Source organism: Marinobacter sp. F3R11 (assembly GCF_003318275.1).
Lineage (GTDB): Bacteria > Pseudomonadota > Gammaproteobacteria > Pseudomonadales > Oleiphilaceae > Marinobacter.
The window spans coordinates 577,292-602,402 of record NZ_QOCH01000015.1; the positions used below are offsets into that span (position 1 = coordinate 577,292).

Genomic DNA, 25,111 nt, shown 5'->3' on the forward strand with positions numbered 1-25,111 from the left:
ACATTGACCTTTGTCAGCGGAACGATGAGCTGTATTGCATAAAATATGCAGACAACACTTGATGACAAACCGATACAGAAAAACACCCACCATCTCAGGGAGCCCACAAATCTCTCTGTCTCAAACTGCTACACTTTCTCGCAATGTCTTCAACTAATAATAAGAGACCTCCGGATGAAAAACGTCATCAACAATCTTTCCATGCGTGGAAAGCTCATCACGCTTGTGGCGCCGGCCCTGCTTGTCATCATCTACTTTGCCATTGAAAGCATTACGCTCAATTCAGCAGAACTCGACGACATGCGCCGATTGCAATCACTGGTTCAGCTTGCTGATACGGGGGACCCTCTGATTGAGGCGCTGCAACTGGAGCGGGGGCGATCTGCAGTCGTACTTTCACGTGGCGTCGATCGTGAAGCCGCCCAACGGGCAGAGCAGGCATTGACAGATCAACGCAACCAGACTGATACGAGACTCGCCGATTACCGGTCTCAGATATCCAGCCTGAACGAAACGTTTAAATTCAGCCCTGCCATCATGAACAGTATTGAGACGGTACAGACAGAACTGAACACTCTGGATGAACTGCGCAACGATGCAGATAAACGTTCGATTAACAGCCTTGAAGCGGAGATCCGGTACACACAACTGGTAACGGGGCTGATCAACCGGATTCCTCTGGTTATCTCCAGCGCAACCGATTCACAACTGACCCGTGATCTCAATGCCTACTACGCATTGGCCGAGGCAACCGAAGCCGCAGGTCGTGAAAGCGCCGCCGGCGCAGCTCTGATCAACCGAGGAAGCTTTGACCTTCCCGCCGCCCAGAAAATTGCTTCCTTCGGGGGCCGTCAGGAAGCATTCATCCATGAAGCTGGTGCTATGCTCACCGAAGAATCTGATCTGCTTGCTGTACTTGAAAGCCTGCCGGACGCACCCGAGAGTCAAAGCCTGCAAAAACAGCGCGATACCTTATTCCGTAGCCCATCTGGCCTGTATGCACTGAATGCGGCGGAGTGGTTTGATATCACTACCGAGCGGCTGGCCAGGCTGAACAGCCTGCGAAAAACACTGATTGATATTGCTTCGGCGTCCGTCCTGAATAGCGTCGCTGAAGCCCGTCATGGCCTGATAGTCGCATCCACGATCGCAGCCACGGCTATCATCGTAGCCATAGCTCTTATGCTGCTCATGGTCAGCGCCATCAACCGGCAGATTAATAGCTTGCTCGATAGTGTCCGCTTTGCCATGGATAACAAAGATCTTACGCAACAAATCCATATCTCGAGTAAGGACGAGGTCGGGACTATCGGACGGGCGCTCAACGAACTGTTTGGCCGCTTTTGCGATGCCCTGCAGCAAATCGACAAGGCCAGTGTCCAGCTTGCAACTGCCACGGAAGAAACCAGCTCCACTGCAGACCATAACGCTGCTCAGGCCAAGAACCAGCAAGAACAGATAGCACAGGTAAGAAGATCTACTGAAGAAATGACGGCTACATCTGAGCAGATTTCCTCAAATACACAGCAAGTTGCAGATGCGGCCAGAAATGTAATGGAGCAAAGCAAAGCTGGCGAAGAAGTTCTGCATGGAAGCGTTCAGCGCATACGCTCGCTGGCCAGCTCGGTAAAAAACGTGAACGACGTAATTGAAGAACTGGAGAAGCGCAGCAGCAGTATCGTGGAAGTTATGGATGTGATCCGCACAGTCGCTGACCAGACCAACCTGCTGGCCCTGAACGCTGCCATTGAAGCCGCACGTGCAGGAGAACATGGTCGTGGGTTTGCGGTCGTTGCAGACGAGGTTCGTACCCTGGCTCGACAGACCCATGAGTCCACCACCAAGATCGAAGAAATCATCAATGACTTTCAGGTGATCACTGAAAATGCCAGCCGCTCCATCATTGCCAGCCACGAACTGGCAAATCAGGCCAGCGAGCAATCATCCGAGCTCGAACAGACCTTCTCTGCCATTCTGGGAGACGTCCACAGTATATCCGAAATGGCATCCAGAATTGCCTCGGCATCCGAACAGCAGGTTACATTAACCCGGGACCTGGCAAACAATATGGAAGATGTCAGTGGCTTAGCCTTGCTGACACTGACAGGATCCCAGGAAATCTCTCAGGTTACCGGGGAGCAGGCCCAACTCGCGAGACAACTGCAGGATCTGGCTAACGGATTCAAATTGTCAGCAACCTGAACCCAGGGTTGCTGGCTCCGGGGCTCACGCAGGTGCTCCCCGGAGAAAGAAAACATCAGATGATGCGTGAGAACCGCTGGCTGGCGCCTTCTTTGCGGTAGAAGTCGAAGATCTGGCAGATAGCACGGATCAGCAACCGGCCAGCAGGCTCCACCTGCAGTACCCGGCCATCATCGCCGATCAGTTCATCGGCCATCATCGGCCGGAGCCGCGCCAGTTCGTCTGCGAAATAATGGTCAAAGTCTTCCTGCCACTCCGCCGAGAATTGCTTCCGATCCAGCCGGAACTGGCAAATCAGCTGACCAATAACCCAGCGACGGATTCGGTCATCCCGGCTCAGGTTTACACCTTTGGTAATCGCCAGCTGACCTGCGTCGATAGAAGCTTCCCAGGCGGGCAGGTCGTGATTGTTCTGGAAATAGGCATCGTCGGTCTGGCCTATGGCAGAAACGCCAAGAGATACCAGATCGCAGTCCGAATGAGTGGTGTAGCCCTGGAAGTTCCTGTGTAATCGCCCTGCCCGCTGAGCCACAGCAAGGCTGTCGTCCGGTTTGGCAAAGTGATCCATACCAATGTATTCGTAACCGGCTTCAAGCAACCTGTTGATGGTGTTATGCAGAATCGTCAGTTTTTGCTGTGGCGATGGAAGAGTATCGCTCTTGATCCGGGTTTGCGGATAAAAGCGGTCTGGCAGGTGCGCATAGCTGAATACGGACAGCCTGTCCGGAGACATTTCAATCACCGCTTCCAGAGTCTCGGCAAAGCTCTCCGGTGTCTGGTGTGGCAGGCCATAGATCAGATCAAGGTTAATGGAACGGAACCCCAGGTGCCGGGCTTCGTTCAGCACTGTCTCGGTCATTTCCCGTGGCTGTATACGGTTAACGGCCTTCTGAACCTCCGGGTTCACATCCTGCACCCCCAGGCTGATCCGGTTGAAACCAAGCTGCCAGAGTGTGGGCAGCGTATCCTGATCCACTTCTCGCGGATCAATCTCCACACTGTAATCATGCTCATCACCGCTTTGCAGATTGAACAGCTCGGCGTAGCCTTCCATCAGGTGCTGCATGACATCTTTAGGCAGGAAGGTCGGCGTACCTCCGCCCCAGTGCAACTGTTTTACCGGCCGGTCCGCGCCAAACAGCTTCGACTGCATGGCCGCTTCTTTCAATAGCCTCTCCACATAGGGCATGGCCTTGTCGCGCTTTTTGGTAATCACCTTGTTACAGGCGCAGTAGTAACAAAGATGCGCGCAGAACGGCAGGTGGGTATACAGCGAAAGCGGGCGGCCACTGGCCTTGCTGCGCGCAGCTGCATCCACCATCTCCGTCACCGGGTAATTCTGGTTAAACTCCACCGCAGTCGGATAAGAGGTATAACGCGGTCCGCTGAGGTCATAGCGTTTGATCAACGCGTCATCCCAGATGAACTCCGGAAGAGTGGATTCATCTGTCTGCAGTGTGGAGTTGGAAGCCATAATAAAAAAACTCTGAACGTGTGATGTGGAGTGTCATCCGAGATGCGAGGCATTGTATGCCAGGTGAGCAACACGCATCTTGACGCGAGTCATCTTGACGAATATCCGGATTTTACCAGCCTGGTGCCTGAACTACCCTTATGCACATTGCGTATTCCGGCTACCTCTTTCGGGTAACAGAACAAGCCCCGGCTATTGTCCTGCCTGACTTGCACTACTTGTTATAACACCACGATGTTCACTTGCGCTGTTGTGGAACCGTCTATAGGCCACCGCACCAGACACGGGCGCCCTTCTGAATTTCATTTTTCTGTGCATTTCTCTCCTGAAATTTTCAAACCCCAATAAAAACAAGCAGCTCAGTTACATTCGTTCACATCTGGCACAGCAGATGCAACACCTATAGCAGGGGTCATGGCCTGTTAGTACAAGTGAACTACTTAGGAAGGTGATAACGATGAGAGAAACAAGAACCCTTGCAACACTCACACTCTGCGGATCGCTGGCGATGTTTGCCGGTATAGCCTCCGCAGAGACCATCCAGGTTGGTATCGGGCATCAAAGTATGGTGACCAACACCGTTTCTGGCGGAATTGTGCTGGAAAAGCTGGACCTGCTTAAAAAGCACTTACCTACCACAGGCAAATACGCAGACGTCGAATACGACATTGTGTTCCGGGATTATGATTCCGGCCCCCCTATCACAAACCAGATGCTGGCGGGAAAACTCGAATTCGGCGTTATGGGTGATTATCCGTTGATCGTCAACGGAGCCAAATTTCAGGAAACAGGCAAACAGGAAACCCGTTTTATTGGCGTAACCGGTTACAACCTCCGTGGAACCGGTAACGGTATCGTCGTTCCCATTGATTCCGACACCCAGAGCCTCTCTGATCTGGCAGGCAAAAACCTCTCTGTTCCCGTAGGCAGCGCAGCCTGGGGCATGACCCTTAAAGCCCTGAGCGAAGCAGGCCTGAGCGACAAGGTGAAGATTGTTAACCAGAGCCCTGCGGTCGGCGCAGCCAATATCCAGGCAGGCCGCATAGATGCTCACGCGGATTTCTGCCCTTGGTCCGAGATCATGGAGTTCCGGGAAACCGGGCGCAAGATCTATGACGGCAGCGAAGCAGGCGTTCCCACGTTCCACGGCATCGTAGTCCGCGAGAGCTATGCCAAAAAGTACCCGGAAATTGTGGAAGGCGTACTGAAAGCCACTCTCGAAGCCCAGAAATGGATTCAGGAAAACCCGATGGAAGCGGCAATGAAGGTTTCCGAATGGACGGGCGTGGAGAAAGAAGTCCTTTACCTTTACTTCAGCAACGGTGGCATCACTACCGCCGAAGCCAGCATCAAAACCGAATGGGTTGACGCCATGAAGTACGACCTCGACCTTCTCAAACGGGAAGTGGGCGTACCTGATCTTGATTTCGACCGCTGGGTGGACGATTCCTACCTGCGTGCGGCCTACAAAGCCATGGATCTCGATTACGACGCTCTGGTCTCATCTGTTGTTGATACCCAGCCCAACAACCCTGCGCTGAAGCCCGCTGAAATCTGGTTTCAGGACAAAGGCATTGTCACCTACGACAGCGTAGCTGACATGCTTGCCGCCAAAGAAGCAGCAGGGAGCCCCATCAACGCAACCTATGTCTACGACAACCTCACCGGCCTGAAACTGTTTGGCAAGGCTGCGTACATGGTGCGTGGAAGCGACGGTGAAGTGGTGGCTTTTCTCAAGAAAGCCGACTCCGAGAAATATATAGCTAATCACGGCGGCACCCCGGTCACACCGGAAAATGCCGTTGCCATGGCGTACTGACGAATAGCAGTGCAGGCACTGAGTGTCTGCACTGCAACAGTCTGAGGAGTGAATAAATGGATAACCATAGCAATGCAGCCCTGCTGACCGCGCCCATGGAGGAGACAGACGGTAGTCCGGGGGTTGAACAGATCATTCGAAAGGAAGCTACGATGGCATCTCCCATGGCAGAAAAAACAAGCGACAACGCTCGTCTGCCTGCGCGCATCTGGATGAAAACCATTGGAGTAAGGTATCTGGTAAGGATCATGGCGCTGATTGTCGCCGTGGTGCTCTGGGAATTCGCGTCCAGAAACGGTTTTCATTTCTACATCAATTTCGACAACATCCCCGCACCGTCGGTTGTGGGTACTGCGCTGGTAGCGGAACTGTCTGGCCAGGAATTCTATCTGCACATACTGCATAGCCTGGAACGCGTTGCGATTGCTTATGTGCTTGCAGTGGTAGTGGGCGTAATTCTGGGCGTAGCCATGGGGCGTTCCCGGTGGGCTGAAGACATCATTCTCCCGTACATTGAGCTATTACGCCCCATCCCGGCGGTTGCCTGGATTCCCCTGGCAATTCTGATGTTGCCAACCGAACAGTCCAGCATCATTTTCATCACCTTTCTGGGAGCTCTGTTCCCGGTCATCCTGAATACCGTTCACGGTGTGGAACAAACCAGCAGTGTACTGGTTCGTGCCGCCCGCAGTTTGGGTGCCAGTCGCACAGCGATCCTCTGGCATGTGGTATTACCCGGGGCAATGCCTTCCATTGTTGCCGGACTTGCCATCGGCATGGGTGTGGCCTGGTTTTCCCTGCTGGCAGGAGAAATCATCAGCGGCCAGTACGGCATCGGCTATTACACCTGGAACTCATACACCCTCATTCAATACCCGCAGATCATCATCGGAATGCTGACCATCGGCGGCCTTGGCACGCTATGCACGCTGCTGGTTCGCAAAGGCTGTAACCCACTGCTCAAGTGGCAAGCTAAAGGAGGCCGGTCATGAGCGAGGTACTAATGAACGACAACCGACTGGCCGTACTGGACCATAGCCGGTTAAGGGCCAAAGCGGGCAAACCCGGAACAGACCGGGGCCGGATATCAGTCAGGGACGTGGACATCGTTTTTGACACCCCCACTGGTTCTCATATTGCGGTTCAGAACGCCAACCTGACTGTCCGGCCAGGCGAGTTTGTCTGCCTTCTTGGCCCATCCGGGTGCGGAAAATCAACCCTGATGAACAGCATTGCCGGCTTTGTGCCACCGACTCGTGGTGACGTTACCGTGGATGGTGAAGCAGTAACCGAACCTGGCCCTGATCGCGGCATGGTATTCCAGCAGCACTCGTTGTTTCCCTGGAAAACGGTAAAGGAAAACGTGGCCTTCGGACCATTAATGGCAGGCGTAGGTCAGAACGAAGCCAACAGCGTTGCACGGACATTCCTTTCTCTGGTGGGACTGGCTGCGTTTGAAAATGCCTATCCCAACACTCTGTCAGGAGGAATGCAGCAACGAGTGGGTATCGCTCGGGCATTGGCTAACTATCCCAGCGTGCTGCTGATGGATGAACCTTTTGGCGCCCTGGACGCGCAGACCCGAATCATGATGCAGGAGAACCTGCTGGAAATATGGCGCGAGTTCCATAACACCGTGGTGTTCGTTACTCACGACATTGATGAAGCCGTTTTCCTGTCTGATCGGATCGTGGTTATGAGTGCCAGCCCGGGACGAATCATCGCTGACATAAAAGTTGATCTGCCCCGGCCCCGGGAGCAATCCCTGCTGACCAGTCCCGACTTTATGGCGCTCAAACGCCAGTGCCTGGACCTGATCCGAAAGGAAACTCTCAATGCCTTTCAGCAGCAAAACAAGGTGGGGTAAACCATGGCCAGTTCTTTTTCGATCTCACCCAAACTCGCCATGACCTGTCATAACAACCAGGAGGATGAGCGATGAACAATGCGACTCAGATAGTGGCCGGACACTCACCCCTGCCACTCTATGTCCAGATACGGGACAGCCTGCGGCGTCAGATTCTGGACGGCACCTATCAGGTTCACGAACGTCTGCCGTCCGAGAACGAAATGATGAATGCCTTTGGCGTCAGCCGGATCACCATTCGCCAGGCGCTCCGCGACCTTCACAACGAAGGCCTGGTGTTCAGTGCCCAGGGTAAGGGCACCTTCGTGAGCAAACCCAAAGCCGTTCAGAACGTACAGCGCCTTGAAGGCTTCGGGGAAGCCATGGCCGCCCAGGGCTATGAAGCCTCGGCACGGGTACTCAGCATCCAGCAAATGAAGCCCCCGAAAGCTGTCGCCGCCTCTCTGGACCTGCACCAGGGAGACGAGGTCATCGAAGTCAAACGAGTGCGATATCTCAATCGTTCTCCGGTATGCATCGAGAACAGCTACTTCCCGATGTTCATAGGGCAGCGCATGTTCAGCCTGGATCTTTCCGGGGACATTTTCCCCATGCTGGAGAACCTTTTCGGCATCCCCCTCGGTGGTGCTGACATCAGCCTGGACTCGATTCTGGCTGACGATGAAGCCCAGCGATACCTCAACCTTAAACCCGGCGAAGCCATTCTCAGGGTCGAACGCCTGACCCACAACAGAAGCGGCCAGCCCATTGATTTCGAGTATCTCTGCTACCGCGGTGATTCATTCAAATACCAGTTCCGGATTGACCGGAAATAGGAGTGCACGATGAAAATTAACGACATCCCTGTAATCGACACCGACGTTCTGGTCATTGGCGGTGGCACAGCTGGCCCCATGGCAGCCGTCACTGCCAAAGAGCAAGACCCGAGCCTCAGAGTCATACTGCTGGAAAAAGCCAACGTTAAACGCTCTGGCGCCATTTCCATGGGCATGGATGGCCTGAATAACGCCGTCGTGCCAGGCCACGCCACACCAGAGCAGTACGTCAAGGAAATCACCATTGCCAACGATGGCATTGTGCACCAGCCCGCACTCATGGCCTATGCCACCCGCTCTTTCCCGATGATTGAAAAGCTGGACTCCTGGGGTGTGCATTTCCAGAAAGATGAAACCGGTGATTACGACATGAAAAAGGTTCACCATCTGGGCACCTACGTTCTGCCCATGCCGGAGGGCCACAACGTCAAGAAGATCCTTTACCGTCGCCTGCGCCGTAACCGTGTCGAAATCGAGAACCGCTTTACCGCAACACGTCTGCTGAAAGATCCGGACGGCAACATTGCCGGCATGATCGGCGTCAACACCCGAACCGCCGAGCCCATCATCATTCGTGCCAAAGCCGTAATCATGGCCACCGGAGCAGCAGGACGCATCGGCCTGCCAACCTCTGGTTATCTGTTCGGCACCTATGAAAACCCGGCCAACAACGGTGACGGCCACGCCATGGCCTATCACGCAGGTGCTGACCTGGCGAACCTTGAGTGTTTTCAGATAAACCCGCTGCTCAAGGACTACAACGGTCCGGCTTGCGCATATGTGACCGGCCCCCTGGGCGGCTTTACCGCTAACGCCTACGGTGAGCGTTTCATCGAATGCGACTACTGGTCCGGCCAGATGATGCTGGAGTTTTTCAAAGAGCTGGAATCCGGCACCGGCCCCGTGTTTCTCAAACTGGACCACCTGGCCGAAGAAACAATCCAGGAAATCGAAACCGTACTGCATACCAACGAACGCCCTACCCGCGGTCGCTTCCATGAAGGCCGGGAAGTGAACTACCGGGAGCGCATGGTGGAAATGCACATATCCGAGATCGGCTTCTGCTCCGGGCACTCCGCCTCCGGGGTCTGGACCGATGAAACCGGCGCCACCACCGTGCCCGGACTTTTCTGCGCCGGCGATATGGCGAGCGTGGCTCACAACTACATGCTGGGTGCTTTTGTATACGGCCAGATCTGCGGCGAAAGCGCCGTGGAATTCGCGAAATCACGGACTGAGCCTCAGCTCGACGAAAGCTTCATCACCAAGGAACTGGAACGGATTCAGGCACCCATGAAACGGGCCGACGGCATCCCTCCGGAGCAGATGGAATACAAGGTACGCCGCTTGGTAAACGACTATCTGCAACCGCCGAAAGTAACCAAAAAAATGGAGATAGGTCTGGAGCGCATTCTCGCAGTAAGGGAAGACGTACCACAACTGTGCGCACGGGATCCCCACGAACTACTGAGGGCAATGGAAGTTCAGTCCATCATCGACTGCGCCGAAATGGCTGCCCGGGCCTCACTCTACCGCACCGAATCCCGTTGGGGTCTTTACCACTACCGGGTGGATTACCCGGATCAGGACGACAGCGAATGGTTCTACCACAGCCGCCTGTTCAAGAATGAAAACGGCGAGATGGCTCATGGTAAACGCCCTGTTGCGGATTACCTGGTACCTCTGGGCGAGGAAAAAGACGCCTACCAGAAAATGCGGGTCAAGAAAGCCGCCAACGCCTGACAAAACCGTACGGCAGCATCTGATGCTGCCGTACACAACGAATTTCCTTACGAGAGAGGAACACCAAAATGCCTATCGCCAATCACCATTCAAGCGTTCCCGTCATCGTAGACGAGGATAAATGCATTGCCGACAAGGGCTGTACCGTATGCATCGACGTATGCCCACTGGACGTTCTCTGGATTAATGAAGAGACAGGCAAAGCACACATGAAATACGACGAGTGCTGGTACTGCATGCCCTGTGAGGCGGACTGCCCCACCGACGCCGTTACCGTCAACATTCCCTACCTGCTGCGCTGAGGTAAGCCATGAAAACCTACGATGACCCCGAACTTCAGGCCATTGCCATAAAGCTAACCTCTGACGACCCGGGTATACGCCGGGTTGCCGTCATGGATCTGGTCGACTCCGGAGAACCGGAAGCCGTCGAACTGGTCATTCAGGCACTCCAGGATCCGGACACCAAAGTGCGCCAGGAAGCGGCAAAAGTAGTGGACGAATTCGAAGCCGAAGATATGGCAGACGCGCTGATTTCTGCCCTGAATGACAGCGATGAAGTTGTACGCAACAGCGCAGCCCATGCCCTGGCCGATCTCAAAGATCCTGCTGCCGCAGAACCACTGCTGAAAGCCCTGGAGAGCAGCACCGACAGTTTCGTGGTGTCTGGCATCCTGCGCGCACTCAAGCCACTGCGCAATCTGGGGGCCCAGAGCCCGGCACTTGCGCGGCTGGATGATCCCGACCCACAGGTTCGCCGTGAAGCCGTGGGTGTGATTGGCTGGTTAAAGCAACCGGAAAACCTGCCCGCACTGGTAAAAACCGCGAAGAATGACCCGGATCCAGACGTGCGCCGCTCCGCTACCGGCGCCCTGGTGTATGCCAACCCACAGCAGGTGGGCCAGGCCCTGGTCAGCCTCCTCAATGACGAACACTGGCAGGTGCGCTGCGAAGCCGCCAACAGCATCAGCAAGCTGGACCATCAGGCGGCCGCACCCGCTCTGATGGAAGCCACCAAAGATGATCTGTGGCAGGTGCGCGAGAAAGCCGTGGATGCTCTTGGAAAACTGGGCGTAGTAGAGGCTATCCCGGTTCTCGGAGAGTGCTCGAAAGACACCATGAGCAACCTGCGTAAAGCGGCAATAGGCGCCCTGGGCACCATTGCACACAAAGATGGCCGCCCCTATGTGGTGACGGCTCTGGACGACCCGGATCCGGACGTCCGCAAACTGGCCCGCTGGGCCATCTCTAAACTGGACGCGGCAGCCTGACCAAGCGGCCAGCCTGAGGCATAACAGGCTGGCCCTTACTCGCCGACCATAAACCAGGAGACTGCCATGACTTTTGTCGTTACTGAAAATTGCATCCGCTGCAAATACACGGACTGCGTCGATGTATGCCCTACAGACTGCTTCCATGAGGGGCCTAATTTTCTGGTAATAAACCCGGAGAGCTGCATTGATTGCAGCCTCTGCGTCGCTGAATGCCCTGCGGATGCCATTTTCGATGAAAAAGACCTTCCGGAGGATCAGCGCCATTTCATAGAACTGAATGCCGAACTGTCACAAATCTGGCCTGTCATTGACGCCACCTCAACGCCCATGCCTGACGCAGAAGAGTGGGTCGATCGTCCTGACAAAATGCAGTATCTGGAGCGCTGAAGCATGCCCCGACTTGTCATAACGAGTTGTTTCCGGGTGCTCTCCGTGTTGCTGGTAGGGATTTCTGCCGCCGCTATGGGAAGCGCTCGCCCGATGGAGCTGCCGGATCGCCATGTCCAGCCGCCCGAAACGCCAGAACTGGTGATTCTGTCCGAGGCAGGAGGAGGCCTTCATGTCCATACACACCATGGTTGAACCTCCCAGGGAAGTTCGCCTGAAGCGCAAGCTAAACGCGCTGGAACTGAGCTGGCCAGACGGCCTGACCACACAGCTGAGCTGCTTGTTGCTGCGCAAATCCTGCGCCTGCTCCCACTGTACCCAGGCCAAACGAACGGGCCGGCTAAGCCTCATTGATGCCGATGTTCGCGTGGAAAGTGTGGAGTTGTCAGGTGTTAGTGGCCTGCAGTTTCACTTCAGCGACGGTCACTACCGGGGCCTCTATCCCTGGGCTTTTCTACGGGAACTCAGCGAGCAGTTATCATGAACCAGGCTCAGCAGTCTACGTACACCTTGTGGTGGACGCCCATCCGGCAACGCTACCCCGGAACCGCCTTATGCGTTGTTCTGGCACTGGCTGGCAGCTTTCTCGCAAGCCAGTACGGAGCGCCTGCACTGATGCTGGTATTGCTGCTGGGTTTTGGTTTTGCCAGTCAGGCTGCGGATTCAAACCTGAAACCCGGAGTGGAATTCTGCAGCCGCCAGGTATTGCGCACCGGCATCGCCCTGCTGGGTGCAGGAATTGGCGTAGAGCAACTGATGACCGTTGGCAGCCTGCCCTTGCTGGTGGTACTTACCTGTGTGCCAATCACAATCGGGGCAGCACTTCTGCTGGGACGTTGGCTGGGATTACCTTCGATGCAAAGCCTGGTAGCAGGCGTTGCCGTTGCCATCTGCGGCGTCTCTGCAGCTATTGCAGTTGCTGCCGTCATTCCCCATGGAAAACTGGAAGACCGGCGGTTGCTGGGTGTGCTTGTGGGCGTTACAGCACTTGGCACCCTGAGCATGCTGGTATTGCCACCGCTGTTTGCAATGCTCGGCTACAGTGAATCGCAAACCGGACTGCTGTTAGGCGCCAGCATTCACGATGTGGCTCAGGCCGCAGGTGCCGGCTATCTGGTGTCCGACACAGCCGGCGATATTGCCACCCTGACCAAGCTCCTGCGCGTAGCGTTACTGGCCCCGCTGGTACTCCTGCTGGGGGCTCTGTTAAACCGCAACAGCGTGGGCAAGGCGGAATACCCCTGGTTCCTTCTGGGTTTTGTCATTCTGTTCGGCATGAACAGTCTTGGCTGGTTATCCGAAGACCTGCGTCATGCACTGACTAACACATCTCAGGCCTGTCTTCTGGTCACCATGGCCGCACTGGGCATGCGAACCAGCCTGTCATCCCTGATCGCACAGGGCTGGCGCCCGTTCGCGATGCTGGCACTGCTTAGCACCCTGCTCGTTATCACGGCCATGACATCCATGGCCACTTACTCACTCTGACACTGTCTGAAATTCGCCAATAAGGAGAAATACCATGGCTGCACTTGGAACCGAAAACGTCATCAGCGTCCATCACTGGAACGACACCCTGTTCAGTTTCAGAACAACCCGAGACCAGAGTCTTCGCTTTGAGAACGGTCACTTTGTCATGATTGGTCTGCCGGTGAATGGTAAACCACTGCTTCGCGCTTACAGTATTGTCAGCGCCAATCACGAAGAGTATCTGGAGTTCTTGAGCATCAAGGTTCCGGACGGCCCGCTCACATCAAAACTTCAGCATCTTCAGGAAGGCGACTCGCTGTTTGTAAGCCGCAAGCCAGTGGGCACTCTGGTCATGCACGACCTTACCCCGGGCAAAAATCTGTACCTGTTTGGCACGGGTACCGGACTGGCGCCATTCATGAGCATCATACGTGACCCCGAAACCTACGACCGTTTTGACAAGGTCGTGCTGGTGCATTGCGTACGTGAAGTCAGTGAACTGGCCTACCACGATTACCTCACCAAAGAACTTCCAAATCATGAGTTTCTTGCGGAGATTATCGGCGACAAGCTTATTTACTACCCCACCGTAACCCGGGAGCCCTTCCGCAATCAGGGGCGGATTACCACCCTGATAGAGTCTGGCCAGCTGGCAAGAGACACAGGCCTGCCACAACTGAACCCGGAAACCGATCGGGCCATGCTCTGTGGCAGCCCAGCCATGCTGAAAGACCTGTGCGGAATGCTGGACGACCTCGGGTTCAAAGCTTCGCCCCAGCAAGGCGAACCCGGCGATTACGTGATTGAACGCGCGTTCGTGGAACAATAACCGGAGATTCTGCCATGTCCAACCCTGTGTCCTACTTATCCGCTCAACAGCAGAAACGCCAGCCTCCGGAGCAGAAAGCGGTTCCGGGGGTGAAGCATATGATCGCGATTGCTTCCGGGAAAGGCGGTGTCGGCAAATCCACAACCACAACCAACCTTGCCCTTGCGCTTGCCAGCACCGGCGCCCGCGTTGGCATACTGGATGCAGACCTATACGGGCCCAGCCAGCCGCATATGCTGGGCCTGAAAGGCATGCCGGACAGTCCTGATGGAAAAATACTGGAGCCCATGATCGGACATGGCATACAGACCATGTCCATAGGATTTCTGGTTGATGAAGAGGCGCCGATCATCTGGCGCGGCCCCATGATCACCCAGGCCCTGACCCGCCTGATGTACGAAACACGCTGGGACAATCTCGACTACCTGCTTGTGGACATGCCGCCAGGGACCGGGGACATCCATCTCACCATGGCCCAGCGCATGCCCGTCTCTGGTGCCGTAATCGTAACAACACCTCAGGACATTGCCTTACTGGACGCCCGTAAAGGCCTGCGCATGTTTGAGAAAGTAAACGTTCCCGTGCTCGGCATTATAGAAAACATGAGCATCCACATTTGCAGCAATTGCGGGCATCAGGAACATATTTTCGGCCAGGGAGGCGCCAGACGCATGGCAAGTGAGGCCGGAACAACCTTACTTGGGGAGCTGCCACTGGACCTGGGGATTCGCACCGGATCAGACGCCGGCGAGCCCATCATGGCCGCAGAGCCTGACGGTCAGATCGCAGACGCTTACAGGGCAATTGCCTCTCAACTGACACAAATGCTCCCGGAGTCCGGTACTGCAGAAAAAGGAGTCCATAAACCGCCCCTTCCCACTATCGTCATGGACTGAACCAGGCTGTTCCGGGTGCTCGTGGGTATGCTGACAGGCTCAGAGTGAATTCCGGGCCTGTCAGCCGATATCGTCCGGAGCCGGTTCCTGCTCACATTTATCCAACGACGGAAGCACAAGTACCGGACAAGGAGCGTTAACGGCAACATACTCAACGGTTGCACGACGCATAGGCCAATGGCCACTGCCACCCCGGGAAACCAGTAACATCAGATCCACCCCTAGCTGACCGGCCATACCCACCAGCTTTTCGCCCGTGTTTCCTGCCACCACATGCAGGGTGGCGGTGCGATTCATGGGCAGATATTTCCGTGCGAGCAGATCCAGCACGTCGTGAACCTCGGTTTCTTTCTCTGCGGGAGAGTCCTCGTCTACGTGCGGAAAAAATCCGCCTCCTCCGGGGTTATATACGCTGGCAAGATGCAGTTCTCCATCCTCCGCCAGCAGATCAAGGGCGGCTTCCAGAGCACGTTTTCCCTCACCATCGTCTTTGGGATCAATGGCGATCAACAGTTTCCGGTACATACTCGCTCTCCTGTTTGTTTTCAGAGCTCGCTTCCACTTCGGGGAAGGCCCGGCCGCGGACCAGTTCATTCATACTGTAGCCACGATAATCTGCGCGAAGCGCCCTGAACAGCGCCACGGCCATGAAAATCAGCAGAATGCAAAACGGCAGCCCCAGGGATGTAATAACGTTCTGCAAAGCATCCAGGCCACCCGCTAACAATAGGGTAGCGGCAATAACACCCTGCGCTGCCGCCCAGAAAATGCGCTGTCGGACCAAAGAGGGCTGATCGTCCCTGCGGGTCAGCATATCAATGACCAAGGATGCAGAATCAGATGAAGTAGTGAAAAAAATCACGATAATAACCACACTCAGCGCCGATGCCACGCTGGAAAAAGGCAAAGCCTCCAGGAAGGCGAAAATAGCCACCGAAGGATCCTGCCGCACCTGTTCCGCCAGGGCGAGTTCACCACTCATCTCCACATTAATGGCTGATAACCCGAAAACCCCAAACCACACCAGAGTGAAAAACGTAGGAGCAAACAGAACACCTGCAACAAATTCACGAATGGTCCGGCCCCGGGAAATACGGGCTATAAAAATCCCCACATAAGGCGCCCAGGAAATCGTCCATGCCCAATAGAACAGGGTCCACTGGCGCTGCCAGTCTGTTTCCTTATAGGTTTCTGTCCAGAATGCCAGCCACGGCAGGGCATCGAGATAGTCCCCCACGCTCTGCACCATTCCCTCAGCAATAAACACCGTGGGCCCCGCAACGAATACAAATACAAGCAGAACCATGGCCAACAGAATATTGAGCTGAGACAGCCGGCGTACCCCTTTGTCCAGGCCCAGGGCCACCGAGGTAGCAGCGATGCTGGTAATGATTGCAATCAACACCACCTGAACCAGACCAGAGGACGGCGTGCCGAACAGATAACTCAGGCCACTGTTCAGCTGCAGCGTCCCCAGACCAAGAGAGGTCGCGACACCAAACAGAGTACCAAGCACGGCAATAACATCCACCGCCCAGCCCCAGGGCCCGAACACCCGGTCCCCAAGAATCGGATAGAACAGACTGCTGATACGCATGGGCAAGTTGTGCCGATAGGCGAAATAACCAATCGCCAGGCCCGGTAAGGCAAAAATGGTCCAGGTGTGCAGGCCAAAATGATAGAGCGCGATGGTCATAGCATCGCTGGCGGCCTGTTCAGAACCGGGTTGAACACCGTCAAAGGGAGGGCTGGAAAAGTGCGATATGGGTTCCGCGACACCCCAGAACATCAGAATGGTGCCTATGCCTGCCGCAAACAGCATAGTGAACCAGGTAAGATTGGAATAATCGGGGCGGCTGTCATCGGCCCCCAGACGAATATTGCCATAGCGGCTCACGGCCAGCGCAAGCAGGAAGACCAGCAGGGCGCTGACCGCAAGTATATAGAACCACCCAAGGTTGCTGGCTACCCAGCCAGTCAGCACCCCAAAGCTGTTTGCAACGGCTTCATCAAACGGAACCGCCAGGGCAACAAACAGGGCCGCGACCCCGGCCGAGGTGAAAAACACCCCCGGTATGGTCTGCAATCCCAACCGACGTTGCAGCCGCTCCAGCACATGAACCTCCGTTTCTTGTGAAAAGAACTCCAAAGGCCTTACGCTACCACATGCACCGACCCGTTGTGAGACGAATCAGAACACTTCCCGGGCATATACAGAGGCAACTGAACGTGAAAATCGGAGAGCTTGCAAAAATCTCGGCCGTACCCGTGGAAACCATTCGGTACTACGAAAAAATCCGCCTACTTCCTGAGCCGGACCGCGATACCAATGGTTACCGGACTTATCGTAACTCGCACCTGGGCCGCCTTTTGTTTATCAAACGCTGCCGCAGCCTTGATATGGCTCAGGATGAAATACGCGAACTGATCCGGCTTTCAGAAACTCCGGAAGCCGATTGTCAGGAAGTAAATGCCCTTCTGGCCCGTCACCTGAGCCATGTGCGCGAGCGCCTGGAAGAGCTTGCGGGCCTAGAAAAGAACCTGCAACAACTGCAAAAAGCCTGCTCAGATGCCGGCACAGTGCAGGAGTGCGGCATTCTTGACGGACTCAACACCGAAATAGAGGGCCTGAAATCCAGGAACAGCAGCCATGAAAATCACGTTCCGGGTACCCACAGGCCGGGTAAAACCTGAGGCGCTACTAAAATCTCCCATCGAGTGTTGACCCTGTAGTAACTAGAGGGTTTCTAATACAGACAGACTCGTATTGGAGGTGTTTATGGCATGCAGTTGCTCTGGTCCCGAACCGCAATCCCCGGCTCCGGGTTTTCGTCGCGCACTCTGGATAGCATTGTGGGTAAACCTGGCCATGTTTTTTGTGGAAGGCATCGCCAGCCTGCAATCCGGCTCTGTGTCGCTGATGGCTGATGCCATCGACTTCTTTGGTGACAGTGCCAACTATATTCTGTCTCTTTCTGTACTCTCGATGGGCATGCTCTGGAGAGGCCGCGCCGCCATGGTGAAAGGCCTTACCATGACAGCCTTCGGAATAGCTGTCTGGGCCCGGGCCATCTGGGTAATGGAGCAAGGCACCATCCCGGAACCCATGACTATGGGGACAGTTGGCATGCTGGCGCTGGCCGCCAACGTCAGCGTTGCAGTTATGCTGTTCCGGTTTCGCAGCGGTGATTCCGACATGCGCTCGGTATGGCTATGCAGCCGCAACGATGCCATCAGCAACCTGGCGGTAATGGCCGCAGCCCTCGGAGTTTTTGGTACAAACAGCGCCTGGCCGGACCTGATAGTCGCCGCCATTATGGGCTCTCTGGCAATCACAGCAGGAATCAGCGTTGTGCGCCATGCCCGCACCGACATCTCTGAAGCCAGAAGCCGGATCGCTAACGCCGCAGAGGCCAAATGTCCCTGATCTGCACAAACGCTGTATAGCTATAAGACCAGTGAAATCATTACTGGAATAAACGCCAGCGCAAAAAGAGTGGTCAGCAATACTGTTCCAGCCGCCTGTCGTGGAGAAGTGTCCAGCAAGGTTGCAATAACAACGGTATTTGCCGCGATCGGGGTAATGGATATAAGGAAAATAGCCTGGTGTACCGCCGGTTCATAAATACCCAGAACCTGTGAGTCCAGCCACCAGAAAGCCATTGCCACCAGCGGCCAGACCACGAATTTTCCGAAAAATGCCAGAGCTGTAAACCGCATATTGCCTGCCAGCCCACGGAAGCTGGTAATGCTCATACCAATGATCATCATGCCCAGAATACTGTATGCACCGCGCAGGTTGTCGAAAAGCGGCACAAACACATCGGGGATACGAAACCCTGAAAGATTAAGGGCAACAGCCGCCAGAAAGGCATATACCGAAGGCAGCTTTACGACCCGCAACAAAGATTCTTTCAGGTCATGCCGGCCACGGGCAGCCAGATAAAAACCCACCGAGTTTTCAAACAGGGTGGTGCCCAGCATACAGACGATATAAAGCCCAAGCCCCTCCTCGCCGAACAGCAGCAAAGCCACTGGCACGCCGAAGTAGCCTGTATTACCGGAACCGACGCACAAGGGAATGATGCTGGCGCTGCCATCAGTAATCACCCTTCTGGCCAGTTTAAGCTGGAGTATTCCCAGTAACGAAGACAGCCCAAATACCAGAAACGGCAACATGACGACTTCTGCAGACAGCGGCGCAGCCATTACGCCGGAGAACACCACTGAAGGCGTGACAATGTAGAGCATGATGCCAGCAATATGCTGACCACTGGCATTCAGATATCGGCCAGCCACCCAGCCAAGGGCAACGGTGACATAAAGAGGAAGCAGCTTGATAAACAGCACCAGCGCTGCGGCCATGACGCCTCCGAAAAGACAAATTGAGAAAACGGGTGCGAAGTCTACCACCTACCCCTCCGGAGGTAACTCCCCGGCGCAATAGTGTGATCCCCCCGTATGCTTGATAATCATCAACAGCATTTCAGATGCATCTTTATATCCTAGTAGGGCAGTCAGGTATTCCATAACGACCAAGGAGAGAGACCAATGGCCGAACGCTTTACCAAAAGCATGGCCAGAAACATATATCTGGGAGGAAGCACCTTCTTCGTCCTGCTGTTTCTGGTCCTGACTTTTGATACTCAATCAAGAGCTATGCCCGAAAGGGATAACAGGGATCAACTGACCGAGCAGGTAGTCCGGGGCAAACATGTCTGGGAAAACAACAACTGCGTCGGTTGTCATTCCCTCATGGGCGAAGGTGCCTACTTCGCACCGGAGCTTGCCAATGTGTTCGACCGCCGAGGCGGGGCCAACAGCGAAGTATTCAAGGCGTATATGAACGCCTGGATGAACGCCATGCCCACCAACGTGCCCGGGCGCAGGCAAATGCCACAATTCAACCTGACCGACCAGGAAATCGAAGATCTTGCATCGTTCCTAGAGTGGACATCAAAGATCGACGATAACGGCTGGCCACCCAACATCGAAGGCTAAGGGGGTAGACATGAAATACGAATCTCAACGGGTCGCCATGCCCTACTTTATCTTCGCTCTTGTCCTGTTTGCCGGCCAGATCGTGTTCGGCCTGGTTATGGGCCTGCAATACGTAGTAGGTGATTTTCTGTTTCCGGAAATTCCCTTCAACGTTGCGCGGATGGTTCATACCAACCTGCTGATAGTATGGCTGCTCTTCGGCTTTATGGGTGCAACCTACTACCTGGTGCCGGAAGAAGCACAAACCGAGCTGTACAGCCCGCTGCTTGCCTGGATTCTGTTCTGGGTGTTTGCCGTTGCCGGTACCCTTACCATCCTTGGCTACCTGTTTGTGGATTATGCCACTCTGGCTGATGTCACCATGAACAAGCTGTTGCCAACCATGGGCAGGGAATTCCTTGAACAACCTACGATTACGAAGATCGGTATAGCTCTGGTCGTGGTCGGATTTCTGTTCAATATCATGATGACTGCACTGAGAGGCCGCAAAACCGTGGTCAATATTGTGCTGGTTACCGGCCTGATTGGTCTGGCCGTACTCTGGCTGTTCTCCTTCTACAACCCCAGCAACCTGACCACCGACAAATACTTCTGGTGGTTTGTGGTTCACCTGTGGGTTGAAGGCGTGTGGGAGCTGATCATGGGTGCGATTCTGGCCTACGTTCTGATCAAGATTACCGGTGTAGACCGGGAAGTCATCGAAAAGTGGCTCTACGTTATCATTGCCATGGCACTGATCACCGGCATTATCGGCACAGGACACCACTTCTTCTGGATCGGGCCACCCGAGTACTGGTTGTGGCTGGGCTCTGTGTTCTCTGCACTGGAACCCCTGCCGTTCTTCATGATGGTGCTGTTCGCCTTCACCATGATCAACCGGCGCAAGCGTAATCACCCCAACAAGGTGGCCGCACTCTGGGCCATGGGCACTGCGGTAATGGCATTCCTGGGCGCGGGCGTATGGGGCTTCCTGCATACCCTGGCTCCGGTGAACTACTACACACACGGCAGCCAGATCACAGCGGCTCATGGCCATATGGCGTTCTACGGTGCCTATGTAATGATCGTGCTCACTATCATTTCCTATGCCATGCCGATCATGCGTGGCCGGCCGTATGGCAACAGCAACACGGCTCAGATCGTGGAAATGTGGGGCTTCTGGCTGATGACCATCTCCATGGTTTTCATCACATTGTTCCTGACCGGCGCAGGTATCCTGCAAATCTGGCTGCAGCGTATCCCGGAAAGCGGTGAAGCTTTATCGTTCATGGCCACTCAGGACAACATAGCCTTGTTCTACTGGATGCGCCTGGTTTCTGGCTGTTTCTTCATGGCGGGACTGGTCGTGTACTTCGGCAGCTTCCTGATCAAGGGTCAGGCCTCTCCTGCTGACGAAGCCCGCGGCCCTGCCATGCAGGACGCATAAACCGCAACCGCAGAACCTGCAGGGCCGGAACCTGATTCCGGCCCTGCTCACCCCGTACGGAGCTGTTGCCATGCAGCAAACCAACCCAAAAGACACACTCCAGAGCAAGCGGCTGATTACACGCTCTGCTTTCTTCGGGCTTTTCCTGCTGGCACCGGTTCTGAATATTTTTCGATATGATCTGACGGAGACCCGGTTTGTTCTGCTTGGTTTCCCACTTTCATTCAATCTGAATCTCGACTGGGTGGCTCAAAATTCGTCTATGGACGTCGCCAGCCAGATTCTGTTGTGGTTCATCCTTCCTGTTCTGACGCTGGTTCCCCTTGTGCTCTGGGTTGCCTGGAAATGGGGCAGGATATACTGCGGCTGGCTATGCCCACATTTTTCTGTAGTGGAAACCATTAACGACCTGATGACCCGCATTACCGGTCGCCCTACACTCTGGGAAGCCCTGAAAAAAGGTCGGCGCGGCAAGGCCATTCACTGGGCCGGCCTGATGTTTGTATGTGCTTTTATCGGCTTTTCCTGGGCCCTGGCCATGCTGTCATACCTTCTGCCGCCCATTCCCCTATACACCGACTTGGTCACTGGCAACCTGGCCTTCTACCCAGCCGTATTTCTGGCCGTGGCCACCACAGTTTTCACCCTGGATTTCCTGTTCGCCCGCCACCTGTTCTGCAAATATGGCTGCGCCTTCGGTGTTGTGCAGAGCATTGCCTGGATGACCAACGGCCGCGGGCGCCTGGTAACCTTTGATACAGCCCGCGCTGCGGCTTGCCGGGATTGCACCAAAGCCTGCGATGCAGCCTGCCCCATGCGATTGCCCACCCGCAGCCACAAACGCGCAAAATTCTCCTGCACCCAATGCCTGCAATGTGTAAGCGCATGCCGCGAGGTGCAAAAGAACAACCCCGAAGGCAGCCTGCTGCACTGGCAACCCGGTGAACCCAGCCGGCAGACCGTGCTGATCCCGGTTCACCAGTTACACACCAGCCACCAACCTGAGAGCAATCCCGCCAGACAGCGGGCTTAACAGGAGTTCAAAATGGAAGAGTGGGTCGGCTACAAATGGCATGAATACATCACCCGCCAGGCTCTGGGAGAATTCCCGGAGCACGCCGTTTACCTGAAAAATGAGGCGCGCACCCTTGGCGTTCTGTTCCGCGCCTTCGGGGGTGATCCTGCACTCAGCCTGGTGACCGCTGAACCCCGGCACTTTCGTCTGCGCAGAAAGTTTTTACACAAAATTGCGGGAACGCACCGGAAATTTGAACTGGCCTGGAGAGATGAGCAAAACCTTCGTCTGCCGGAAAAAGTAGCAAAATTCCCTTCCAGGCAGCTAAATCGTGAGCTCTACATCTGGCTCGCGGCGCTCGCAGCCTCCCCGGCTCCCGCCGATAATGACTGGTTTACAGGTAATCAGGCTCTGGTTCTGGATGTCATAGCGCGCTGGCCAGGGCTGGAACGCGTATATCAGCACCTGGTAAAGCAGATTTTGCACTGGCGCCCGGATCCGGAGACTCTTTCGCCCCCGGAAGCTCTGCGCGAACAGGCAATACGGCAAGCTCTGATTCATCCTGGCAGTGTTCCAGCCCTGCCCTCCGCAAGCACAGACCCCTGGCCAGTCATACTCTGGCTGTACCCGGCTCTGGAACAAGGCAAAGCCGGCGGCCAGGTGACGGGTGATGACGACCCCCGGTCTAGCCCGGGAGGCCTTACCAAAAAGAACAAGCGCAGGCAGGCTGAGCGCGTTGAGGCTTTCGACCGCGATCAGGGGCTAATGATCTTCCGTCTGGAAAGCCTGTTCTCCTGGACGGATTTCATTCCGGTTGACCGGGCCGGTGATGATACCGATGAAGAGGATGCAGAGGCTGTCGCAGATGATATGGATATGATTTCCGTCTCCAACGATCGCAAGGAAACCTCATCATCCATCAAGTTCGACCTGGATCTGCCCGCGGAAGAACACGATGACCTGCGCCTTGGCCCGGGCATACATTTGCCAGAATGGGACTGGCGCAGCCAGAGCTATCGGGAAGCCTTCTGCTGCGTGCAACCCATGCTGGCCAGGGATGCGACTCCTGCGGAGCTTCCTGAAGCACTACGTCGTCCTGCCAAGCAACTGCAACGCCAGTTCAGTGCCCTGAAGCCCCTCAAACAATGGCAAAGACAGCAACTGGATGGCGACGAACTGGATCTTGATGCCTGCCTGGAACGGGAGGTTCAGAACCGTCGTGGCCTGGGAGAAATCAATCAGAAGCTTTTCCGGCGCTGCCAGCAAAGCCAGCGCGACCTCGCATGCCTGGTTCTGGCCGATACATCGCTCTCAACCGAGACCTACATTAATAACCATCAACGGGTTATCGACATTGCCCGTGACGGCCTGCAATTGCTCAGCGAAGCCCTGCAGGCCAGCCGCGATCCTTTCGCCCTGTTTGCATTTTCATCACGCCGACGCGACCACGTAAGGTTCCATCACCTGAAAAGTTTTGAGGAACCCTATAACAGCACCATACGAGGCCGGATCCAGGCACTCGAGCCGGGTTTCTACACACGCATGGGTACTGCCATCCGCCAGGCAACCAGGCTACTACAGGCCCGCCACGAACATCAGAAAATACTGCTGTTACTCACCGACGGCAAGCCCAATGACCTGGATCTCTATGAAGGCAGATACGGCGTAGAAGACACACGCATGGCCGTTCAGGAAGCCCACAAAGTAGGCCTGACACCCTTTTGTGTAACCATTGATGACGAGGCAAGTGAGTACCTGCCTTACGTGTTCGGCAGCAATAACTACGTGGTGATCCGCGATCCTGCACAACTGCCATTGCAGCTCCCCAAACTCTACCTGAACCTGACACAGTGATATGAGCTACCTGATACTTCAACCTGAACCAGAAACGAAAGCGCGCCAGCTCCCTGGAGATCTCGCCGTATGGATTTTCATCTTTGCCGAACTGGCAGTGTTCGGCATCATGTTCATCGGCTTTGCCGTCGCCCGCAGTCTCGACCCGGCCACCTTCCACGCCGGCAGAGAGGTGCTGCACCCCTGGACAGGACTGCTGAATACCTTTGCCCTGATTACCGCAAGCTACCTGGTTGCAACGGCTGTTCATGAGCTGCGCCACGGGCGTTCCGGCGCACAATGGAGGTTATGGCTTGCCGTTGCGGTGTCCTGCATTTACACCGCAGGCAAGCTTTACGAATACGTGCACCTTTACAGCCTGGGTTATAACCTGGGTACAGACACCTTCTTCATGTTCTATTTCTTCCTGACGTTCTTTCACTTCATGCACGTGATTCTGGGGCAGGTCATCCTGATCGTGCTGGCTGTAAAAGTCGGCAATGGAGACTACGACGGCTCGGATATGAACGGTATGGAATCCGGCGCCTCATACTGGCACATGGTGGACCTTGTGTGGCTGGTGCTGTTTCCGATGATTTATGTATTGGCCTAGGGAGGGCTCACAATGCTTGCTGTTTATCTTGCTTTAATGATCTGCACAGCTTTGCCGGTGATCGCCCTGCAGGCAGGGATCGGCCCCGGGTTTCTGGCCTGGCTGGTTTTTGGAATGGTGATTGTGAAAGCAATGTTGCTGGTGGACTACTTCATGGAGATGAAGCATGCACCACGCGGATGGCGACTGGCAGCACAAATGTGGGCGCCTGTGATAGTCATTGCATTGGCGGGATTTAATACACTTACGTAAATTACGCTGGTTTTACTGCCCTTCACTCAGGCGTTCTGACCGGCTGACAAGACCCGCCCGGCGCTATGCCGGGCGAATAATTTGCCCTTACCGGCACAGGCTACATTCCGTCTTTCTTCATGTCGTCATGCATCATGCCATCGTCTTTCTTCATGTCATCGTGCATCATGCCATCGCCTTTCTTCATATCGTCATG

25 protein-coding genes and 1 pseudogene are annotated in these 25,111 nt (G+C 55.1%); 22 read left to right on the forward strand and 4 right to left on the reverse strand.

Translation table 11 applies throughout. The features are described 5' to 3' along the window. Positions 1 to 174: 174 nt before the first annotated feature. Positions 175 to 2,202, forward strand: a complete 2,028-nt coding sequence (locus DS878_RS11050) for a methyl-accepting chemotaxis protein (RefSeq protein WP_261977778.1) — start codon at positions 175 to 177, stop codon at positions 2,200 to 2,202. A 55-nt stretch (positions 2,203 to 2,257) separates the two neighbouring features. Here the strand turns inward: DS878_RS11050 and hemN are convergent, their stop codons facing one another. Then, positions 2,258 to 3,676: an oxygen-independent coproporphyrinogen III oxidase gene (gene hemN / locus DS878_RS11055; RefSeq protein ID WP_113816010.1), complete on the reverse strand. Its 1,419-nt coding sequence runs from the start codon at positions 3,674 to 3,676 to the stop codon at positions 2,258 to 2,260. A gap of 457 nt (positions 3,677 to 4,133) precedes the next feature. Between hemN and DS878_RS11060 the strand changes: the two genes are divergently transcribed. The 13 genes and pseudogenes from DS878_RS11060 to apbC all read left to right on the forward strand — a co-directional run. Further along, positions 4,134 to 5,495, forward strand: coding sequence for an ABC transporter substrate-binding protein (locus tag DS878_RS11060; protein ID WP_113816011.1), 1,362 nt, complete (start codon positions 4,134 to 4,136; stop codon positions 5,493 to 5,495). Positions 5,496 to 5,551: 56 nt separating this feature from the next. Beyond that, entirely contained in the window at positions 5,552 to 6,487 is a 936-nt protein-coding gene (locus tag DS878_RS11065; protein ID WP_222837457.1) for an ABC transporter permease, read from the forward strand. Continuing rightward, positions 6,484 to 7,362, forward strand: a complete 879-nt coding sequence (locus tag DS878_RS11070) for an ABC transporter ATP-binding protein (RefSeq protein WP_113816012.1) — start codon at positions 6,484 to 6,486, stop codon at positions 7,360 to 7,362. The genes DS878_RS11065 and DS878_RS11070 overlap by 4 nt, the downstream gene beginning before the upstream one ends. A 71-nt stretch (positions 7,363 to 7,433) precedes the next feature. Further along, positions 7,434 to 8,177 carry a GntR family transcriptional regulator gene (locus DS878_RS11075; RefSeq protein ID WP_113816013.1) on the forward strand — a complete coding sequence of 248 codons (744 nt, stop codon included), beginning with the start codon at positions 7,434 to 7,436 and terminating at the stop codon, positions 8,175 to 8,177. A gap of 9 nt (positions 8,178 to 8,186) precedes the next feature. Beyond that, positions 8,187 to 9,920 (forward strand): fumarate reductase/succinate dehydrogenase flavoprotein subunit, encoded by a 1,734-nt coding sequence (locus DS878_RS11080; protein ID WP_113816014.1) that lies wholly within the window; start codon positions 8,187 to 8,189, stop codon positions 9,918 to 9,920. 68 nt (positions 9,921 to 9,988) lie between these two features. Beyond that, positions 9,989 to 10,222, forward strand: coding sequence for a ferredoxin family protein (locus tag DS878_RS11085; RefSeq protein WP_023012262.1), 234 nt, complete (start codon positions 9,989 to 9,991; stop codon positions 10,220 to 10,222). Positions 10,223 to 10,230: 8 nt separating this feature from the next. After that, positions 10,231 to 11,190: a HEAT repeat domain-containing protein gene (locus DS878_RS11090; protein WP_113816015.1), complete on the forward strand. Its 960-nt coding sequence runs from the start codon at positions 10,231 to 10,233 to the stop codon at positions 11,188 to 11,190. Positions 11,191 to 11,256: 66 nt separating this feature from the next. Beyond that, positions 11,257 to 11,580 (forward strand): ferredoxin FdxA, encoded by a 324-nt coding sequence (gene fdxA / locus DS878_RS11095; protein WP_113816016.1) that lies wholly within the window; start codon positions 11,257 to 11,259, stop codon positions 11,578 to 11,580. A 3-nt stretch (positions 11,581 to 11,583) separates the two neighbouring features. Continuing rightward, positions 11,584 to 11,775, forward strand: a complete 192-nt coding sequence (locus DS878_RS11100) for a hypothetical protein (RefSeq protein WP_113816017.1) — start codon at positions 11,584 to 11,586, stop codon at positions 11,773 to 11,775. Further along, the gene (locus DS878_RS11105) at positions 11,753 to 12,064 is read left to right on the forward strand and encodes a DUF971 domain-containing protein (RefSeq protein ID WP_113816018.1); all 312 of its coding nucleotides are present in this window, start codon (positions 11,753 to 11,755) and stop codon (positions 12,062 to 12,064) included. Before DS878_RS11100 ends, DS878_RS11105 begins: the two co-directional genes overlap by 23 nt. Beyond that, a complete protein-coding gene (locus DS878_RS11110) occupies positions 12,061 to 13,068 on the forward strand; it encodes a YeiH family protein (protein ID WP_113816019.1) in 1,008 nt (335 codons plus the stop codon). Before DS878_RS11105 ends, DS878_RS11110 begins: the two co-directional genes overlap by 4 nt. A 34-nt stretch (positions 13,069 to 13,102) precedes the next feature. Further along, entirely contained in the window at positions 13,103 to 13,879 is a 777-nt protein-coding gene (locus tag DS878_RS11115; RefSeq protein WP_113816020.1) for a ferredoxin--NADP reductase, read from the forward strand. A gap of 71 nt (positions 13,880 to 13,950) precedes the next feature. After that, positions 13,951 to 14,775: pseudogene (apbC, locus tag DS878_RS11120) on the forward strand (iron-sulfur cluster carrier protein ApbC); the annotation flags it as partial. A gap of 60 nt (positions 14,776 to 14,835) precedes the next feature. Here the strand turns inward: apbC and DS878_RS11125 are convergent. Both DS878_RS11125 and DS878_RS11130 read right to left on the reverse strand, forming a co-directional pair. Continuing rightward, positions 14,836 to 15,300 carry a universal stress protein gene (locus tag DS878_RS11125; protein ID WP_113816022.1) on the reverse strand — a complete coding sequence of 155 codons (465 nt, stop codon included), beginning with the start codon at positions 15,298 to 15,300 and terminating at the stop codon, positions 14,836 to 14,838. Continuing rightward, positions 15,272 to 16,891, reverse strand: coding sequence for a BCCT family transporter (locus DS878_RS11130; protein WP_113816023.1), 1,620 nt, complete (start codon positions 16,889 to 16,891; stop codon positions 15,272 to 15,274). Before DS878_RS11130 ends, DS878_RS11125 begins: the two co-directional genes overlap by 29 nt. 113 nt (positions 16,892 to 17,004) lie before the next feature. Here DS878_RS11130 and cadR point away from each other — a divergent pair, with 113 nt between their 5' ends. Both cadR and DS878_RS11140 read left to right on the forward strand, forming a co-directional pair. Further along, a complete protein-coding gene (cadR, locus tag DS878_RS11135) occupies positions 17,005 to 17,469 on the forward strand; it encodes a Cd(II)/Pb(II)-responsive transcriptional regulator (RefSeq protein WP_113816024.1) in 465 nt (154 codons plus the stop codon). 85 nt (positions 17,470 to 17,554) lie between these two features. Beyond that, entirely contained in the window at positions 17,555 to 18,202 is a 648-nt protein-coding gene (locus DS878_RS11140; RefSeq protein WP_113816025.1) for a cation transporter, read from the forward strand. A 20-nt stretch (positions 18,203 to 18,222) separates the two neighbouring features. On the opposite strand, the gene DS878_RS11145 is transcribed toward DS878_RS11140, so the two are convergent. After that, positions 18,223 to 19,140 (reverse strand): AEC family transporter, encoded by a 918-nt coding sequence (locus DS878_RS11145; protein WP_113816026.1) that lies wholly within the window; start codon positions 19,138 to 19,140, stop codon positions 18,223 to 18,225. Between the two features lie 186 nt (positions 19,141 to 19,326). On the opposite strand from DS878_RS11145, the gene DS878_RS11150 reads away from it, so the two are divergent. The 6 genes from DS878_RS11150 to DS878_RS11175 all read left to right on the forward strand — a co-directional run bounded on the left by DS878_RS11150 (position 19,327) and on the right by DS878_RS11175 (position 24,915). Continuing rightward, positions 19,327 to 19,776: a c-type cytochrome gene (locus DS878_RS11150; RefSeq protein WP_113816027.1), complete on the forward strand. Its 450-nt coding sequence runs from the start codon at positions 19,327 to 19,329 to the stop codon at positions 19,774 to 19,776. 10 nt (positions 19,777 to 19,786) lie between these two features. Further along, positions 19,787 to 21,202: a cbb3-type cytochrome c oxidase subunit I gene (locus tag DS878_RS11155; protein ID WP_113816028.1), complete on the forward strand. Its 1,416-nt coding sequence runs from the start codon at positions 19,787 to 19,789 to the stop codon at positions 21,200 to 21,202. Positions 21,203 to 21,272: 70 nt separating this feature from the next. Further along, the gene (locus DS878_RS11160; protein ID WP_113816029.1) at positions 21,273 to 22,235 is read left to right on the forward strand and encodes a 4Fe-4S binding protein; all 963 of its coding nucleotides are present in this window, start codon (positions 21,273 to 21,275) and stop codon (positions 22,233 to 22,235) included. Between the two features lie 12 nt (positions 22,236 to 22,247). Then, on the forward strand, positions 22,248 to 24,071 hold the full coding sequence (locus DS878_RS11165; protein WP_113816030.1) for a nitric oxide reductase activation protein NorD: 1,824 nt from the start codon (positions 22,248 to 22,250) through the stop codon (positions 24,069 to 24,071). Position 24,072: 1 nt separating this feature from the next. Next, a complete protein-coding gene (locus DS878_RS11170; protein WP_113816031.1) occupies positions 24,073 to 24,663 on the forward strand; it encodes a cytochrome c oxidase subunit 3 in 591 nt (196 codons plus the stop codon). Positions 24,664 to 24,675: 12 nt separating this feature from the next. Beyond that, a complete protein-coding gene (locus tag DS878_RS11175) occupies positions 24,676 to 24,915 on the forward strand; it encodes a cytochrome C oxidase subunit IV family protein (protein ID WP_113816032.1) in 240 nt (79 codons plus the stop codon). The last annotated feature ends 196 nt before the right edge of the window (positions 24,916 to 25,111 follow it).

Excerpts from the sequence above, each read along its gene's own strand:
- DS878_RS11050 (WP_261977778.1), top strand. The coding sequence starts at position 175 with ATGAAAAACGTCATCAACAATCTTTCCATGCGTGGAAAGCTCATCACG.
- hemN (WP_113816010.1), bottom strand. The coding sequence starts at position 3,676 with ATGGCTTCCAACTCCACACTGCAGACAGATGAATCCACTCTTCCGGAG.
- DS878_RS11060 (WP_113816011.1), top strand. The coding sequence starts at position 4,134 with ATGAGAGAAACAAGAACCCTTGCAACACTCACACTCTGCGGATCGCTG.
- DS878_RS11065 (WP_222837457.1), top strand. The coding sequence starts at position 5,552 with ATGGATAACCATAGCAATGCAGCCCTGCTGACCGCGCCCATGGAGGAG.
- DS878_RS11070 (WP_113816012.1), top strand. The coding sequence starts at position 6,484 with ATGAGCGAGGTACTAATGAACGACAACCGACTGGCCGTACTGGACCAT.
- DS878_RS11075 (WP_113816013.1), top strand. The coding sequence starts at position 7,434 with ATGAACAATGCGACTCAGATAGTGGCCGGACACTCACCCCTGCCACTC.
- DS878_RS11080 (WP_113816014.1), top strand. The coding sequence starts at position 8,187 with ATGAAAATTAACGACATCCCTGTAATCGACACCGACGTTCTGGTCATT.
- DS878_RS11085 (WP_023012262.1), top strand. The coding sequence starts at position 9,989 with ATGCCTATCGCCAATCACCATTCAAGCGTTCCCGTCATCGTAGACGAG.
- DS878_RS11090 (WP_113816015.1), top strand. The coding sequence starts at position 10,231 with ATGAAAACCTACGATGACCCCGAACTTCAGGCCATTGCCATAAAGCTA.
- fdxA (WP_113816016.1), top strand. The coding sequence starts at position 11,257 with ATGACTTTTGTCGTTACTGAAAATTGCATCCGCTGCAAATACACGGAC.
- DS878_RS11100 (WP_113816017.1), top strand. The coding sequence starts at position 11,584 with ATGCCCCGACTTGTCATAACGAGTTGTTTCCGGGTGCTCTCCGTGTTG.
- DS878_RS11105 (WP_113816018.1), top strand. The coding sequence starts at position 11,753 with ATGTCCATACACACCATGGTTGAACCTCCCAGGGAAGTTCGCCTGAAG.
- DS878_RS11110 (WP_113816019.1), top strand. The coding sequence starts at position 12,061 with ATGAACCAGGCTCAGCAGTCTACGTACACCTTGTGGTGGACGCCCATC.
- DS878_RS11115 (WP_113816020.1), top strand. The coding sequence starts at position 13,103 with ATGGCTGCACTTGGAACCGAAAACGTCATCAGCGTCCATCACTGGAAC.
- DS878_RS11125 (WP_113816022.1), bottom strand. The coding sequence starts at position 15,300 with ATGTACCGGAAACTGTTGATCGCCATTGATCCCAAAGACGATGGTGAG.
- DS878_RS11140 (WP_113816025.1), top strand. The coding sequence starts at position 17,555 with ATGGCATGCAGTTGCTCTGGTCCCGAACCGCAATCCCCGGCTCCGGGT.
- DS878_RS11145 (WP_113816026.1), bottom strand. The coding sequence starts at position 19,140 with ATGGCCGCAGCGCTGGTGCTGTTTATCAAGCTGCTTCCTCTTTATGTC.
- DS878_RS11150 (WP_113816027.1), top strand. The coding sequence starts at position 19,327 with ATGGCCGAACGCTTTACCAAAAGCATGGCCAGAAACATATATCTGGGA.
- DS878_RS11155 (WP_113816028.1), top strand. The coding sequence starts at position 19,787 with ATGAAATACGAATCTCAACGGGTCGCCATGCCCTACTTTATCTTCGCT.
- DS878_RS11160 (WP_113816029.1), top strand. The coding sequence starts at position 21,273 with ATGCAGCAAACCAACCCAAAAGACACACTCCAGAGCAAGCGGCTGATT.
- DS878_RS11165 (WP_113816030.1), top strand. The coding sequence starts at position 22,248 with ATGGAAGAGTGGGTCGGCTACAAATGGCATGAATACATCACCCGCCAG.
- DS878_RS11170 (WP_113816031.1), top strand. The coding sequence starts at position 24,073 with ATGAGCTACCTGATACTTCAACCTGAACCAGAAACGAAAGCGCGCCAG.
- DS878_RS11175 (WP_113816032.1), top strand. The coding sequence starts at position 24,676 with ATGCTTGCTGTTTATCTTGCTTTAATGATCTGCACAGCTTTGCCGGTG.